Consider the following 15255-nt stretch of genomic DNA (forward strand, 5'->3'; position numbering starts at 1 on the left):
ACTGGGACGCAGTCATCCGCACCAACCTCGATTCGGTCTTCAACATGACGAAGCCCGTCTGCGACGGCATGGTCGAGCGTGGCTGGGGACGCATTGTCAATATATCCTCGATCATCGGTTCCAAAGGCGGCTTCGGCCAGACCAACTATGCGGCCGCGAAAGCAGGTATCCACGGATTCACGAAATCGCTGGCGCTCGAAGTCGCGAAAAAAAGGGGTGACCGTGAACACAATCTCACCTGGATTCATCGCAACACGGATGGTGATGGCAGTGCCACAGGACGTCCTTGAAGCGAAGATCATCCCCCAGATACCCGTCGGACGACTGGGACAGCCAGCAGGAGTCGCAGCGCTAGTCCTGTACCTGTGTTCGCGTGAGGCGGGTTTTCTGACCGGGGCGAATATCGCCATCAACGGCGGCCAGCACCTCGAGTAAGTCGAAGTGTCGACGCCCGGAAACGCTCGAGTTGATGCGGACCCGCAATCGCCTACGGCATCGACGGCCGCATGCCTTCAAGCCCTGAGGAGAAAGCTGCCCGCCAACGACGCGGTCCCATGGTCGATTCGCCCAACGTCCGGATCAAGGCAACTCTCAGGTTCAGACGGCTAAGCGTGAGGTATCGAGGCCATCGGTGCCGGGAGGACGCTTATCTGCGTGACCGTCAATCCGTACATGGTATCGCAAGGCAAAAGTACATGACCCGCTTTTCGGTCCTCTGTGCGGTCACGCCGGACCGGATATGCGCATTGCTCGCCTACCTTCGGAATCGCGCCGTCGCCGCTCGCCTGCGCGCCGACGGTAACCAGGCGTTATCGCATCCATGACAGATTCACCCTGCCGTGCAGACTTGTGGTCCTTGTCGGGACCGTCAGTCCAGATCTGTTCCAGAAACGGCAGAAACAAAAAACCAGCGTACGCTGCTGATACCATTCGCATTCAGTCGTGCAATCTTCCGGGGAACCCCGACATGACATCTCACCGTCTGCCTGAGTACCGGCCCGCGCATCGTGGCGACGCTATCAATTCGGCCATTGTCAGTGGCACAGTCACCTCAGTTTTTGAGGAAATCGCACGCCTCGCTGCGACGATTTGCGAGGTGCCGATCGCCGCAGTAACCTTACCGGATCCTGACTCGAGCTGGCTTCATTCAGATGTCGGGTTATCCGCGGAAGAGTGGACGGCCGCTGAGGCGGCGTTCTGCCTGCTCGTTGCGGGCGACCATCAAGCGGTTGAGGTGGTCGATGCGGCTGGCGATCCTCGCGTTGCCCAGAATCCGTTCATCTTCGATAGACTTGAGATTCGGTTCTATGCGAATGCGCCGATCGTTCTCCCGACGGGACACTGCATTGGTGTGCTGTCGGTGGCGGCATGCGAGCCCCGACAACTGACTCATATGCAACGAGCTGCACTGGACAGCCTGGCGCATATTGTCAGTACCTGCCTGCTCAATCCCACTGCGGGTGCCCTCGCCAGCGCCCCGTTCGGGACCGGATTCAATCTGAACGCCTCCCCCGAGCCGAAAACAGACCTCGTCGTGCTGGCCAGTTCTGGTGGAGAGATTGGCTACATTAGCGACGCCTTCGCACGCTATATGGGCAGCTCCTCGCTGAGCCTTGCGGGCGCCGACCTGCTCAATACCGTTGCCGATGAAGACCGCGCATCGGTGGCTGCGGTTCTGCGCGACGTGATGACGCGTCGATCAGGCGCGACGCTGGTCGTCCGTATGGCGTCGACGGATAAAGTCGAGCGCTGGGTGCGCTGGAACTATCGGCCGATGACAGACGTCGCTGGACGGATCGTAGCGATTCATGCCGTGGGACGCGATGTTAGTGAGCGTAGGCGCGTCGAACAGGCGTTGACTGAAAGCGAGCGGAGGGTTCGCGAACTCTACGAACGCACCCCGGCGATGCTTCACTCGATTGATGTGCAAGGCAGGCTCATAAGCGTGAGCGACTTATGGCTTCGCACGCTTGGGTATACCCGGGACGAGGTGCTGGGGCGGCCCTCATCCGATTTCCTGACACCCGCGTCGCGCGAGTACGCCCGTCAGGTCGTGCTTCCCGAGTTCTTCCGCACCGGTCATTGCCGCAACGTCGAATACGAAATGGTGCGCAAGGACGGTGAAGTGATCGACGTATTGTTGTCCGCCTTTCTCGAAAGGCAGAGCGATGGCACGCCATGGCGGTCCATGGCCGTGATCGAGGATATCACTGAGCGCAGGAAGGTCGAGGCCACCCTGCTCGAAAGTGAGCGCCGGTATCGCGCGCTTTTTGAACACATGCAGGTAGGATTCGTATTGCTGGATATTGTCAGCGACGCAAGCGCGAAGATTGTCGACTTCCGGTTCGTCGCGGCAAATCCGGCAATTGCGAGGACAAGTCATATTCCGTCCGATCTCATGATCGGCAGGAAGGTCTCCGAGGTGTTTGCAGGGCCGGCTGACCTGGAATGGGACTGGCTCGGCACGCTAACTGGGGTTGTACTCACTGGCGAGCCGGTTGCGCGACAGGATATACCGGCAGCGGGGGGTGGCTGGTTTGACATGGTGGCATATCGCCCCGGCCCCAATCAGTGTGCTGTTCTGGTCCTCGAGACCACTGAGCGCAAACGGATGCAGGCGACCCTTGCCGAACAGCATGAATTCCTCCGGATAACGTTGCATTCAATCGGCGACGGCGTCGTCACAACCGATCCGCACGGTCGCGTCACATACCTGAATCCAGTGGCAGAGCGACTAACGGGCTGGTTCATTGCCCAGGCGCGCGGCCTTCCGCTGGACGACGTATTTGATGCCCGCAACGAATCAACGCGCGTACACGCTCCGAATCCCGTCACCCAGTGTCTGAGCGAGAACCGCGTCGTCGGTAGCACGGACAATACGGTCCTGATATCACGGTCCGGTGCAGAACATGCGATCAAGGATTCCGCCGCCCCGATCGTCAGTACGATTGGCGAAGTTCTGGGTGTCGTTCTGGTGTTTCACGACGTGACCGAAGAACGTCGGCTCACCAAAGAAATGAGCTATCGCGCCACACATGACGCCCTCACGGGGTTGCTAAATCGCGCGGAATTCGAAACGCAACTTAACCGCGTGCTATCCCATGCACGCGAGGCAGGCAGCAGACACGCCATGCTGTACATCGACCTGGACCAATTCAAGGTCGTGAACGATACCTTCGGTCATATCGCCGGGGACCAGTTGCTGCGACAAGTGACGGAACAGGTGGGACAGTGTATCCGGGCAACCGACACACTAGCCCGGCTAGGAGGCGACGAGTTTGGCGTCATCCTGGAGCAATGCGACACGGAGCAGGCCCATCGGGTCGCCTCCCAGATCTGCGAGCGCCTCGACGAATTTCGATTCGCCTATAACGAACGGCGCTTCCATATTGGTGCGAGCATCGGTCTGGTGCCCATTGACGATCGCTGGCCAACGACTGCGGCCGTGCTTCAGGCCGCTGACAATGCGTGCTACGCCGCCAAGGACGCGGGACGCAACCGCGTGCACGCGTGGTTCGACGCCGATCAGGCCGTACTTGCGCGGCACGGCGAGATGCAGTGGGTCACGCGTCTCGAGCAGGCCCTCGATGAAGACCGTTTCGAGCTATATGCCCAGCGCATACGGGCGCTTGGTCAGCAGGAGAACCACCTTCGGTGCGAACTTCTGTTGCGCCTGCGCGAGTCCGATGGGTGTCTGGTACTGCCCGATGTTTTTCTGTCAGCGGCTGAACGTTTCCACATGGCCTCACGCATTGATCGCTGGGTGGTCAAATACGTATTCGCATGGATGACACACCATCGCGACCAGTTGGACCACGTTGACAGTATCGCGGTGAACCTCTCCGGCCAGTCCATCGGCGACCGCGCCTTCCATCGGTACGTGAGGGATCTGGCTGACGCATTTCAATTCGACACGCATAAGCTTTGCTTTGAAGTGACAGAGACAGCGGCGATCACGAATCTGTCGGTGGCAACGGAGTTCGTCCAGTCGCTGCGATTGCGCGGCATGCACTTCGCCCTGGACGATTTCGGAAGCGGCGCGTCGTCGTTCGGCTACCTTAAAGCGTTGCCTGTGGACTACCTGAAGATCGACGGACAGTTCATCACCAATCTCGAACATGACCCCATTGATCAGGCGATGGTGCGGTGTATCTGCGATGTGGCAAAGGCCGTCGGCAAGCAGACTATCGCGGAATTCGTCGAAACACCCGCCGTCGCGGCATTGCTGCGAGACATGGGAGCCGACTATATACAGGGGTACTTCGTCCATGTGCCCGCCCCCATGGAGGAAGTTCTTCTCCGCGGAGTTGATACACGTAGTTGACCGACGACAAGACACCCGTCCGGTGAACGGGTGTGCGATGCGCGGCTCGCCCGCTTCCAACAACAGCTGGACTGACGTGGCATTGCCGAGCCCGCAGAAGATCGATCTGCTGTCGCTGACCAACGGCGTGCTGGCTGACCTGGGACAAACCGCATTGCCCGCCGGCCAGTATCAGCAGGTTCGTCTGGTGCTCGCGCAGAATCAGGGCAACACGCTGGCGAATTCGATTGTTCCGACCGGCGGCAGCGAGCAGTCGCTCGACACGCCAAGCGCCACGCAAAGTGGCTACAAGATCATCCGGCCGTTCACGGTTCAACCCAACACGCTGGTCGAGCGACGCCGACGGTCGTGAGCGGTACGATCTCCGGCTACGTCGCGCCGGCCGAAGCCGGGGCTGTCGTTTATGCGGAGCAGAACGGCCACGTCATCAAGGGCACCGTTGCCGACAGCAACGGACAGTTCGTGCTGACGCCGCTCGAGCAGAGTTCGACTAACGGCAACTATGATGTCGTCATCGTGCAGAATAGCGTTGCAACGGGTATCGTGCGCTCGGTGCCTGTCGTTGTGAATACATCGACAGTCGTGGCCACGTCGTCGGCACCGATCGTGCTGCCTGCATCCGTGATGCACGTCGCAAGCGGGACAGTTCTGCCGGTCAGTGCGCAGGCCATCGTACGGGCACTGCAATCGATCAGCGGCCTTAACTACGAAATCACCAGCGCGAACGCCAATCTGGATACCGGCAACTACGCGCTGACCCTGCCCGCGGCTGCGCCACTGACCGGCACCTACACACCAAGCCTGCCGGTCGCACTGGCCCCCGTCGCTAGCGCCGCCGGACAGTACACCGCAGAAGCCGATAGCGTGAGCGGGGCGACCCAGTCGTCCGCAGTCAATGTATCGGCATCCGATCAGGCCAACGTCAACTTCAGTTTCTAACGAGCATCGCGTGATGAAGGAAGGGCGCAAGCCCTTCCTCGGGGAACCTCATGAAAAAAGTCTTCTGTCTCCTGACGGCGGGCGCCGCCCTGCTGGGCGGCTGTGCGCTGTATGTGCCTGATTCGCCGGGCGTGGTTGTCGTGCCGCAAGGCGGGCCCCAAGGTGGTCCGGGCAACGGCTTCTGTCCGCCGGGACAGGCGAAAAAGGGGAATTGCTGACGAGAAGAAAGCTGGAACACAGAGGGCGCCCGCAGGCGCCCTCTGTGTTCTATCACGTCGAATGGCTGATTGCGACCTGCTGGCTGTGGTGGAGCTTCGCGCCCACCCGCGCATGCGAGTGTGAACGCGCGTGATCTGTGTGAGCCGCATGAAGACTCTTACGGCTCGTTTGCGCGTCGGCACGGTCTGCCTGCGTGTCCGATCGATCCGCCGCGCGGGCAAGGCCGGCATCGCGGTCGGCTGAACTGAAGCCGTTGGTATTGCTGACGCCCTTGCTGCTCATGTGGCTGGCGGACATGCCGCCCGCGTTGCCGCCTAGACCACCGTGCCCGGCCCCCCCCCGCTGCCTCCCGCTCCGCCGCTTCCACCATTTCCACCATTTCCGCCTCCATTGCCACCCGCTGCCGCAAGGGCTGACACGGACGCAAGTGCCACGAGGCTGGCAGCAATCCATTGCACTGTTTTCATTTTCGCTTTCCCGAAGTCCACCTGAATGCTTCGATTGTACGAACGGCGCGCGCCGGTAACTCCGGACCTTGTAATCAACTGTAAGTGGCATGGTTTCGTCGCCACGGATCGGCCTCGATTCCTGGGCCGATTGCGACAAACCGGGCAGATCGGCTCCGGACCAGATGTGGCTGGTGCCCGTTCGCAAAGTACGGAAGCAAACGCGGCGGATGGCGGCCATCGGCATTACGCGAACGGTCGGTTGGGCCAATTACAGGTTTCAAAGCTGGCTTTCCGAACGTCTGCTCAGCCACCTGTTACCTGACGGCTGTGAGCCGGAATGGCAAAGGTCTCTTCAGGGTCGGGTGTCACCGATCGTCTACAGGCAGGGTGCGGCCAACTACGGTCGCTGGCACCAACTTCCGCGCGGACATGCGAACGGTGGCTTCGCCCAGAAAACGGACCGTCGCACTTCCACGGCAGTTGCCGCCCGTCGGCCAAAGCAAGCCGCCTGGGCGCAGAAAGTAAGTGGCGGCCAGTGACCGCTCCGTACACGGCACGTCAGGGCGAAAATCGCTGCGAGACCACGCGCTATGCTGGTCCGGCAGTTTCAACAATTTTTGTAAACCACTAGAGATCGGCAATCATTTTTCTCGTGTCCAAAGGATAGCGTGCGACGCGGAGTTTCCCGCGACCTGGCCGCCCTCGGTGATTCCGACAGCTTCGCTGAAGTTGTCCCCGGGGAGCGTGCCCAGGTCGGTCATCATCCCGTGTTCAAACAGAAAGGCGTGCGGCAAGTACGGGTTGGTTCCGGTATCCGACTCGCCGACCACCTGGCCGCGATTGTTGATCCCAAAAGCGTTACTGTCGTTGCGACCGGGGAGCGTACCCAGGTCGGTCATCACCCCGTGTTCGAACAGAAAGGCGTGCGAGTTCCCGCGTGCGGTGCTCGAGCCACCGACCACCTGGCCGCGATTGTTGACCGCGGTAGCTGTGCTATCGCTGCCACCGGGGAACGTGCCCAGGTCTGTCACCCCCCGTTTTCAAACAGACAAGCGCGCGTTTTCCCGCTCGCGGTGATCGAATAGCCGACCACCTGGCCGCGCTCGTTGATCCCGAGAGCGTTGCTGTAATTAAAGCCACCGGGGAGCGCGCCGAGATCCCTGATGATGAAACTTTGGCCTGCGGCAGGCTGGAATGCGGCGACCGCGAGCAGGGTGAAAACAATCAGGGCGCGGCGAACATAGTGCACACTGCTAACTACCTTGAATGCGGATTGCATAGTAAACCCCTTTCCTGGGCCGTAACCTGGATCGCAATCGGCTGCCTGGCCATAAGCGGCCGAATGCATTTTGACAAAGACGCAGCCAATAAGAGGAGTGCAGTGCTATTTCGGAATCCATGAGAATCGTGGACAGGGGCGTCGCGGCATGCACTGCCGGGCGACCACGCAAAGCGATCTTAACCATCCAGAAGCATGGCCTATTGCCGTCTCAACCAAAGCGGGCTCTCACAAGCAAAGAGAGACCAAGGGCAGGCAGGCACCAAACGCCTGCCAAAGCCGGCTGAACCTTGAATGACTCACTACGGGACAGCCAGGGGCATATGCACCAACTTCGACATAAACGTCGACACGACTTCGATTCATGTGCGGCACAACGGGGTACACCTTGCGTCTCGATGTAGGCGCAGATCGATAGAAAGTCGAGTTTTTTGTAGATAAAAAATCCGCTATAAATGCCGTTCGCCCATCTGCATCAGGACAAATTGCGCTGGCTTGCATCAGAAAGCGGACATGGCTAGTTCGAATTGCCGGCCGGCACAACCCGGACATTAGAGCTGATCCATCATGGTTCATCGTGGTCAATGACGAGATCGCCCATTATCCGCTTCCCGTGTTGAAAATTAGAAAATGTGCACAGATAGAAGTTATTGACCAGTCTAGTCTATGGAGTGCTTTTTTCAACTTATTAAATAGCGAGGAAAATTAATGACAATGCAAAATTGCGATGACTTGACTTGACTTTGCTCGATAGCGGATTAAACGATCGCTCGGGTTTGAGCGCTCGACCCGCTGGACCTCTTACGCTGAATGCGCGAAAGTCAGCAGCAAGGCGCGCCATGTAGCGAATCCGGCACGGCACCGACGGAGACAAAAACACCTGATCAGGTTCCGGCATCTGCGGCCCCCGCGACTGTCCAATGTGGCACGTAAGTCACCAACAGCTTCGGCAGGCAGCAGAAGGAGGAGTAGAAGCGTCGAGCGAGACGTCTCCCAATGCCCGATTTGCACCAGTTTGCGGCCGTTTGTGCGGCAAATTGGTCAACGGCAGAAATGGGTCGGCTACGGAAATTCGCGGTCGGCAAAGGTACACCGGCCCTCGTGTCGCGGACGAACTTCGGGGTTCGGCCATGAAGCGTCATTCGCCCGCACTGTTGCTCGGACGCTCAGATGTCGGATCCACCCAGTAAGCGGCCGTTCGATTGGCGAAGATGAACGCTGCTTCACCGGCCGTTGCGGTCATTCGACAGGGTAGGACGGAGTAACAACGGCCGCTTCCGAAGCCGGCGGTATTCGCTTATCCGACACGCCCCCCCGATCATGGACCGTCTGCATACAGTAATGCCAAATAAAAACCGAATGCGTGGTCGAAATCTGCAATAACGATAAGGACATTTGAAAGTATAGTGCCGGTTCCTGTTGAAGCGACGAGATAACGGCAATGGTCAATGATGCGCTTGCGCACCTTTGTTGCGAGCACATCGTTGTCGTCCAATCCAGTGCCGCGGGCGAATTATGCAATACGGATCGCATTGAAAGTTATTCGTTAGAAAATTCACACGCCATCGACTTCTTTTTGTCTCTATATCGTCATTGCCAACCTATAATTTCTCTCGGTCGTAATGCTTTGCAAGAGAGAGGCAGCGTCTCCACGCAGGGAGTTGCCCGTCGTTTCCACACGCCACATTACCGCTTGCTCGTCCGAGTAACGTCATGGAGGCGTTCGTGAAAAAAATTGTCAATGTAATCAGTACACCAACATTCAGAAGCGGCTTGCTTTGCGGGGCCGTTTCCGTCGCGCTTGCCGCAGCTATCTGCCCGGCTGTCGCGCAAAGCGAGCAGGAGGCCGCGGTAGCGGCTGCGGCAGTGAACACTGCGTCGCCGATCAAGCATGTCATCGTGGTGGTCGGAGAGAACCGCACGTTCGATCACGTATTCGGCGCTTACACGCCGCGGCAGGGGCAGACGGTGGCGAACCTGCTGTCGAAGGGCATCATCACGGCCGACGGCCGCCCGGGTCCGAACTTCGCGCTGGCCGCGCAATACACGGCTAGTGCCACGGACCCGAAGCGCTTCGAGATGGCGCCTGGCGGCAAGCAGCTCTATACAGTGCTACCGGCACCGAATACCGGCTCTACGGCAAGCACACCGAGCGATACCAGTCCGCCGCCGTTCGCCACGCTCGCAGCGGCGCAAGCCGCCGAGGGCACGATGATGGAGCCATGGGACGTCGTGCATTTGACCACCGGTGCGAGCGGCCTGCCGACGCATAGCGTCGATACGCGCTTCGGCTCGAACACGTATAACCTGCCGAACGGACCGTATCAGATCTCGCGCGTCGGTCCCGACTATGATCAGTACATCAATAGCCCGGTGCACCGCTTCTACCAGAATTGGCAACAGGCCGATTGCAGCCTCGATCACGCCACGCTCGATAATCCGAGCGGTTGCCAGATGGATCTGTTCGCATGGGTCGAGACCTCGATTGGCGCCGGTTCGAACGGCAAGCCGCAACCCGCGAATTTCAACGACGAGACCACCGGCGAAGGTGCAACCGCGCTCGGCTATTACAACGTGAATACAGGCGACATGCCGTACTTCACGCATCTTGCGCGCCAATTCACGATTAGCGACAACTATCACCAGCCGGTGATGGGCGGCACGGGCGCGAACAGCATCATGATCGGCACGGCTGACGCGCTCTACTACACGGACGGCAACGGCAATGCCGCGAAACCGCCCGCCGATCAGATCGAGAATCCGCTGCCGCAGCCGGGCACCAACAACTACTACACGCAGGACGGCTATTCGGGCGGCACGTATACCAACTGCTCGGACAGTCATCAGCCCGGCGCCGGTACGCTGCGCCACTATCTGGACCGCTTGCCGTACAAGCCGGACGCGAAGTGCGAGCCGAACACGTATTACCTGCTGAACAACTACAATCCCGGCTACAACGGGGACGGCACGGTGAATACAAGTACGTTCACGATCCCGCCGTCGCCGGTGCGCACGATCGCCGATACGCTGATCGAGAAGAGCATCTCGTGGAAGTACTACGGCGAGGGCTGGAATACGTTTGTGAATACACCGGCCACGAGTGTCTACTGCAATATCTGCAACCCGTTCCTGTATGAAACCGCGATCATGACGAACCCCGCGCTCGTCAGTGCGCATCTGCAGGACACGACCGATCTGTATGCGGACATTGCGAATGGCACGCTGCCGGCGGTTTCGTTCGTGAAGCCGGGCGGCCTGCTCGACGGGCACCCGGAGTCGTCGAAGTTCGGGCTCTTTGAATCGTTCGTGCACAAGCTGGTCGACAAGGTACAGCGCGACCCGAGCCTGTGGGCTTCGACGGCGATCCTGGTCACGACCGACGAAGGCGGCGGCTACTACGACTCAGGCTACATCCAGCCGCTCGATTACTTCGGCGACGGCCCGCGCATTCCGATGATCGTCGTGTCGGCATACTCGCGCGGCGGCCGTGTCGTGCATCAGTACTCGGATCACGCGTCGATCCTGAAGTTCATCGAACGCAACTGGCATCTGAAGCCGATCACGCAGAGAAGCCGCGACAATCTGCCGAATCCGATCCAGCTGCAGACGCATCCGTATGTGCCGGTCAATTCGCCCGCAATCGGCGATCTGTTCGACGCGTTCGAGTTTCCGCGCACGCCGTAACGGCATGGCATGGCGGGCAGGGCCGAACCGGCTCTGCCGATCTGGAGGGTTTCACCGCGCAGCCGGCCTGGCGCGCGGTTTTTTACTTCTGGCGTTTGTGTTTGCGCTAGCGCTTGCGTGCCGCCTTGAGCGCACGGACCGCCGCCACTCTCGCTATCGTGCCGCATGCGCGGCTGCCCGGACGCTTTTCGACATGTCGCAAACGCCGTACAGCGACTTTTCCAACAGCATCGGCAGATGATCCGTCATTCGTCGATGCCCCGCGACTATCTCTCGTTGGCCGAACCCGGAAGTTCGATGTCGAAACGGTTTGGCCGAACCCAAGCCTGATTCGAACTTCCGCAGTCGGCCCATGGCGTGTGGCAGCATCCAGAGAACTACCATCCCCCGTTTCTTACATCGCCGTGCACCCACAAGAGTGCGCCCGTGCCAGGCGCACAAAAAAGCCAAGGCGGTGAAGCCTTGGCTCAGGGGATTCTGCTGGTTGAGAGGACCAGCAGAATCCGAGGGCGGCCACCGCGCCTGAGAGCGCGGCAACCCAGTCACAAGATATCGCCGTTTCATCGTCGCGCGAATCGATGTTTACCGCCATGGCGTACGAAACGGCGGCAGCCATCGCATAGGTGTTGCCAGTGCGCGTTTCCTGATGAATTCAGGTGCCCATCCATTGGGCAACGATGCGATCACCCTCGGTACCGCAACAACAGGATAGCGAGCGCAGTAGTTCAATGCCGCGCGTTGCTCCAGTGCGGCCAGTAGTGATGGTGATCCAGCTGTCTGAGCCGTTTTCGACGCATTTGCTCCCGGTAATAGTGAGCGGCGACGAACACGGGTGCCATCGCCAGCACGAACGAACCCACAACGATTGCCACTGCTTCGCTCATCGGAACCTCCATTGCAGACCTATCCGCTTCACTGCAGGTGTTGCCCCCCGTTGATTGCAATGTTGGCTCCAGTCACGAAGCCCGCTTCGCGCGAGCACAGGTACAGCACAAGTGCGGCGACTTCGTCGGGCTGTCCGAGCCGGCCGACCGGAATCTGCGGAATGATCTTCGTCTCGCGGATGTCCTCGGGCACCGCCATCACCATCTTCGTCGCGATATAGCCAGGCGAGATCGTGTTGACAGTGACGCCTTTCTTCGCGACCTCAAGCGCCAGCGATTTCGTGAAGCCATGCATGCCAGCCTTCGCCGCCGCATAGTTGGTCTGGCCGAACCCGCCCTTGGAGCCGATGATCGACGACACGTTGATGATGCGGCCCCAGCCACGCTCGACCATGCTGTCGCACACCGGCTTCGTCATGTTGAACACCGAATCGAGGTTGGTCCGGATGACCGCGTCCCAATTGACCTTGTCGAGCTTCCTGAAGCTGGCGTCGCGCGTAATGCCGGCGTTGTTGATCAGGATGTCGACCGGTCCGACTTCAGCGCTGATTTGCGCCATGCATCTTTCGCACGAGTCGTAGTCGGCGACGTCGACCGCGTACGCGCGGAACTGTCGTCCCTCGGCTTCCATGCGTGCGAGCCACTCGTTCGCACCGGTGTTGCCCGGCGAACAGGTAACCACGACCGCATAACCGGCGTCATGCAGCTTGATGCTGATCGCCTCGCCCAGTCCACCCATGCCACCCGTTACTACCGCGATCTGCTTTGCCATCGAATCGTCCTCATAAAAGCTAAGCTGGTGTCATGCTCATCTGGAGCAACACTGCCTTCAGTCCAGGAACTGGATGTACTGGAAGGCGGGATTCCCTATCCATAAGGAATCCTTCATATATTACAGAAACCATACCGCGGGCATCGCTGCCCGCGCCAGTTCTATCGCTTCGCGCCCGCCGCTACGGGAGCCTGCTGGGGATTGCTTCGCACAGCCTTTGACGCTGTGGCCGTGAGTGTATCAAAATTACTTCCGGCAGCCTGTACGGCCTGTTGTCCCGTTTTCTGCAGCGTTTCGTACAGGGTCGTGGTGGTGGTAATCGCGGATTTCCACGCAGCGATCGCTGCTTCGGAACCTGCGGGAGCATTCTTCGCCGCGCCCTCGACGAGTGCCTGCACGCGATCGTTATACCGCTCGTAGTGCGCCTGAGCGAGCTGTGTCACCTCAGCCTGCGTGGTCGACGCGATGTCGAACACTTGCCGGCCATATGACAGCGATTTTTCTGCGAAAGGCCCGGTGAAACCTGCCTGCAGCGCGAACCACTGCTGCGGGTCTGTTGTGCCGGGCACCTTCGTCACGTTCTCCTGCGCCTCGGCGAGCGTGGACCTGACGACCTGCAGGTTCAGCGCGACCAGTTTCTCGACGCCTTCAAAGACCTTTCCGGTCAACCCGAAGAACGCGTCGAGGTTGGCCTTCGCGGCGGCGACTTGTTCGGGACTCGATAGAATCATTGTTGAATTCCTCAAAATCCGGTCCGGCGCGCGAAACCCCGATCGAACGGATGTGTTGCGGCGGATCGTCATGATGGATAAATCGAAGTGCAAGGACGCCTGCCAGGCAGCACGCGTCGCAAGGACTTCGGTCGGTCGTTACATCAACAGGCACTACAACTTAAACCCCAACTGCGACGCTTCGTTCATGACTGTTGCTTCGGCGCGCTCGCCGTGTGGTGCAGCAGCGCTCGCGTCGAACATGGGAACAGCAAACGCCGCAGTTTCATTCAGGGTCGGGAGGTGGACGCCGCGGATGTCTAGCGTATCCGGGCGACGGCCTTGAGAATGGAATCGCCGTCGCTTGTGACATGAGGACGCGAGCGTCCTGAAGCGAGGTTTTCCAGTGATATGAGTTGCTGCTCGAACAGCGTGTCGAGCTCGGCGCGGCCTAGATCAATCTGATCCGGCGAGGCCTTGATGAGCATTAAGGTAGCGAATTCATGGGGACTCAGCATATCGTCTCCTCGATTTAGTCTTTCTGCGCCGCGAGCATTAATTACCCTCTCCGTGCCGAATGGCGGCAAATATTTCCTTGGCGTTTGCAAAGCACGTTCAGGAAATCCTTACCGAGACGTCATCATAACTGCTCAATTTTCGAATGCAATATGTGAAATGCTTTTATTGGTACAACCATTTTGTCTGATGAATATTTATGTATATTGCATGGCAGCACGATGTTGTGCATAACGCCACCGCCGATCCCAGTGGATGCCTGACTGGCATGGCCCATGGCTGATCCTGACTACACACCGATGTGTGAATCAATGACCTAATTAATGGTGCCAGTTTATGTTGAATGCATCGGATGAGTTTATATTTGAAGATTGTATTTATGGGCTAACGTCCATTTGAAGCGGTTATCCATCCTTAGCCCGACATTGCGAAATACGAAGCGGCCTGGTCCAACCCAGGTCTGCTTCGAACTTCCGCAGTCGCCCCGATTCGACCGGTTGTCACCATCCGCTTTGGGGCCCTTCAGAACCTGTGCCCGGTATAACAGGCCGTACGACGCTTTGTTCTGGTTGGACCGCCTTGACGCTTCGGCCCATCTGCCAGGTCGACCATTTCGGACACTGACTGATCGACACGACAAAGCGAACTACCGGCCAGGACTCCGGCCAAGTGAAAGTTCGAATACATGATGCTGGCACCGGACGACTGCCGCGTGGCCGTTCTGCACCGCCTGCGTCCGCGCTTGACATCAGCCCGCTCTCCACGGTAAATGCGGTAAGGCGGCCTCTCGCAAATATTCAGGCGAGATACCTGATTGCTTCAAAAAACGCGGATGTGTAGGATGGAACCGACGTCAGCGCCCTTGGCGCAGCGTGTGTGTTTGAGCCGCAGCAATGTCTGCGGCTTTTTTTATACATGCGGAATCTCCCCTGCGCTTGCGCGAACCATCCGGCGCCGCTGACGTCGGCGGTGCGAACGACCGTGGTCCGAGCAAGCGCTAACGCTGCCATCGCAGCTTTTGGACATTCGTATTCAACCTGGCCACATAGGTCGAACGGCTCACCGAATTCGCGGAACGCTTCCACATAGGGGTAATCGTGCGAATCGTGCAAAATCTGGCGGTATTAGCGTGAAGAACCGCTTGCAGCTGGGCTCGGCCGCTCTGCGACTTTCTCGCATTCGGTGATTTTGCAAGTTGTTGATCCACATGGATTTTCAGGATCAAACCGCCAGATTTGCCACGGAAAGTACGATCACCCCAACCTGTTGGGAAGGTCCCCTGTCAGGCCTCGTTTGCCGTCTGCCTGACCGACCGATCACCGCTGCCCCATAGACTCGACCACGTCGAGCAGTCCGATATCCGGCACGCTGCCCAGCAATGACAGCGAATGCTTGGCGAGTTCCCGGGGAACATGACCCGTCAAGTGCGCAAACCTACCGCCGTTGTCAGGGAAAACGTCAAAAATGCCGAAGTGACCG

At 59.0% G+C, this 15255-nt stretch carries 10 protein-coding genes and 3 pseudogenes; 5 read left to right on the forward strand and 8 right to left on the reverse strand.

From position 1 onward, the window contains the following. The 4 genes and pseudogenes from GNZ13_RS20190 to GNZ13_RS20205 all read left to right on the forward strand — a co-directional run. Positions 1-435 (forward strand): annotated as a pseudogene (locus GNZ13_RS20190) (SDR family oxidoreductase); the annotation flags it as partial. Between the two features lie 385 nt (positions 436-820). After that, on the forward strand, positions 821-4324 hold the full coding sequence (locus GNZ13_RS20195) for an EAL domain-containing protein (protein WP_172167505.1): 3504 nt from the start codon (positions 821-823) through the stop codon (positions 4322-4324). A gap of 22 nt (positions 4325-4346) precedes the next feature. Then, positions 4347-5263 (forward strand): annotated as a pseudogene (locus GNZ13_RS20200) (DUF4382 domain-containing protein); the annotation flags it as partial. A 50-nt stretch (positions 5264-5313) separates the two neighbouring features. Next, positions 5314-5481, forward strand: a complete 168-nt coding sequence (locus tag GNZ13_RS20205) for a hypothetical protein (RefSeq protein WP_172167506.1) — start codon at positions 5314-5316, stop codon at positions 5479-5481. A 52-nt stretch (positions 5482-5533) separates the two neighbouring features. On the opposite strand, the pseudogene GNZ13_RS51570 reads toward GNZ13_RS20205, so the two are convergent. The 4 genes and pseudogenes from GNZ13_RS51570 to GNZ13_RS20225 all read right to left on the reverse strand — a co-directional run bounded on the left by GNZ13_RS51570 (position 5534) and on the right by GNZ13_RS20225 (position 8705). After that, positions 5534-5949: pseudogene (locus GNZ13_RS51570) on the reverse strand (hypothetical protein). Positions 5950-6572: 623 nt separating this feature from the next. Then, a complete protein-coding gene (locus GNZ13_RS20215) occupies positions 6573-6962 on the reverse strand; it encodes a hypothetical protein (protein ID WP_172167510.1) in 390 nt (129 codons plus the stop codon). Beyond that, the gene (locus GNZ13_RS20220; RefSeq protein ID WP_172167512.1) at positions 6959-7210 is read right to left on the reverse strand and encodes a hypothetical protein; all 252 of its coding nucleotides are present in this window, start codon (positions 7208-7210) and stop codon (positions 6959-6961) included. The genes GNZ13_RS20215 and GNZ13_RS20220 overlap by 4 nt, the downstream gene beginning before the upstream one ends. A gap of 1318 nt (positions 7211-8528) precedes the next feature. Continuing rightward, entirely contained in the window at positions 8529-8705 is a 177-nt protein-coding gene (locus GNZ13_RS20225) for a hypothetical protein (RefSeq protein WP_172167513.1), read from the reverse strand. A 218-nt stretch (positions 8706-8923) separates the two neighbouring features. Between GNZ13_RS20225 and GNZ13_RS20230 the strand changes: the two genes are divergently transcribed. After that, positions 8924-10894 carry an alkaline phosphatase family protein gene (locus GNZ13_RS20230; protein WP_172167515.1) on the forward strand — a complete coding sequence of 657 codons (1971 nt, stop codon included), beginning with the start codon at positions 8924-8926 and terminating at the stop codon, positions 10892-10894. Positions 10895-11619: 725 nt separating this feature from the next. Here GNZ13_RS20230 and GNZ13_RS20235 read toward each other — a convergent pair. The 4 genes from GNZ13_RS20235 to GNZ13_RS20250 form a co-directional block, all read right to left on the reverse strand. Beyond that, positions 11620-11778, reverse strand: a complete 159-nt coding sequence (locus GNZ13_RS20235) for a hypothetical protein (protein WP_172167517.1) — start codon at positions 11776-11778, stop codon at positions 11620-11622. A gap of 28 nt (positions 11779-11806) precedes the next feature. Continuing rightward, positions 11807-12550, reverse strand: coding sequence for an acetoacetyl-CoA reductase (gene phbB / locus GNZ13_RS20240; RefSeq protein ID WP_172167519.1), 744 nt, complete (start codon positions 12548-12550; stop codon positions 11807-11809). Positions 12551-12711: 161 nt separating this feature from the next. Next, the gene (locus GNZ13_RS20245) at positions 12712-13281 is read right to left on the reverse strand and encodes a phasin family protein (RefSeq protein ID WP_172167521.1); all 570 of its coding nucleotides are present in this window, start codon (positions 13279-13281) and stop codon (positions 12712-12714) included. Positions 13282-13580: 299 nt separating this feature from the next. Next, a complete protein-coding gene (locus GNZ13_RS20250; protein WP_172167523.1) occupies positions 13581-13778 on the reverse strand; it encodes a hypothetical protein in 198 nt (65 codons plus the stop codon). Between the last annotated feature and the right edge of the window lie 1477 nt (positions 13779-15255).

Source organism: Paraburkholderia elongata (genome assembly GCF_013177735.1).
GTDB lineage: Bacteria > Pseudomonadota > Gammaproteobacteria > Burkholderiales > Burkholderiaceae > Paraburkholderia > Paraburkholderia elongata.

Excerpts from the sequence above, each read along its gene's own strand:
- GNZ13_RS20195 (WP_172167505.1), top strand. The coding sequence starts at position 821 with ATGACAGATTCACCCTGCCGTGCAGACTTGTGGTCCTTGTCGGGACCG.
- GNZ13_RS20205 (WP_172167506.1), top strand. The coding sequence starts at position 5,314 with ATGAAAAAAGTCTTCTGTCTCCTGACGGCGGGCGCCGCCCTGCTGGGC.
- GNZ13_RS20220 (WP_172167512.1), bottom strand. The coding sequence starts at position 7,210 with ATGCAATCCGCATTCAAGGTAGTTAGCAGTGTGCACTATGTTCGCCGC.
- GNZ13_RS20230 (WP_172167515.1), top strand. The coding sequence starts at position 8,924 with ATGGAGGCGTTCGTGAAAAAAATTGTCAATGTAATCAGTACACCAACA.
- GNZ13_RS20235 (WP_172167517.1), bottom strand. The coding sequence starts at position 11,778 with ATGAGCGAAGCAGTGGCAATCGTTGTGGGTTCGTTCGTGCTGGCGATG.
- phbB (WP_172167519.1), bottom strand. The coding sequence starts at position 12,550 with ATGGCAAAGCAGATCGCGGTAGTAACGGGTGGCATGGGTGGACTGGGC.
- GNZ13_RS20245 (WP_172167521.1), bottom strand. The coding sequence starts at position 13,281 with ATGATTCTATCGAGTCCCGAACAAGTCGCCGCCGCGAAGGCCAACCTC.
- GNZ13_RS20250 (WP_172167523.1), bottom strand. The coding sequence starts at position 13,778 with ATGCTGAGTCCCCATGAATTCGCTACCTTAATGCTCATCAAGGCCTCG.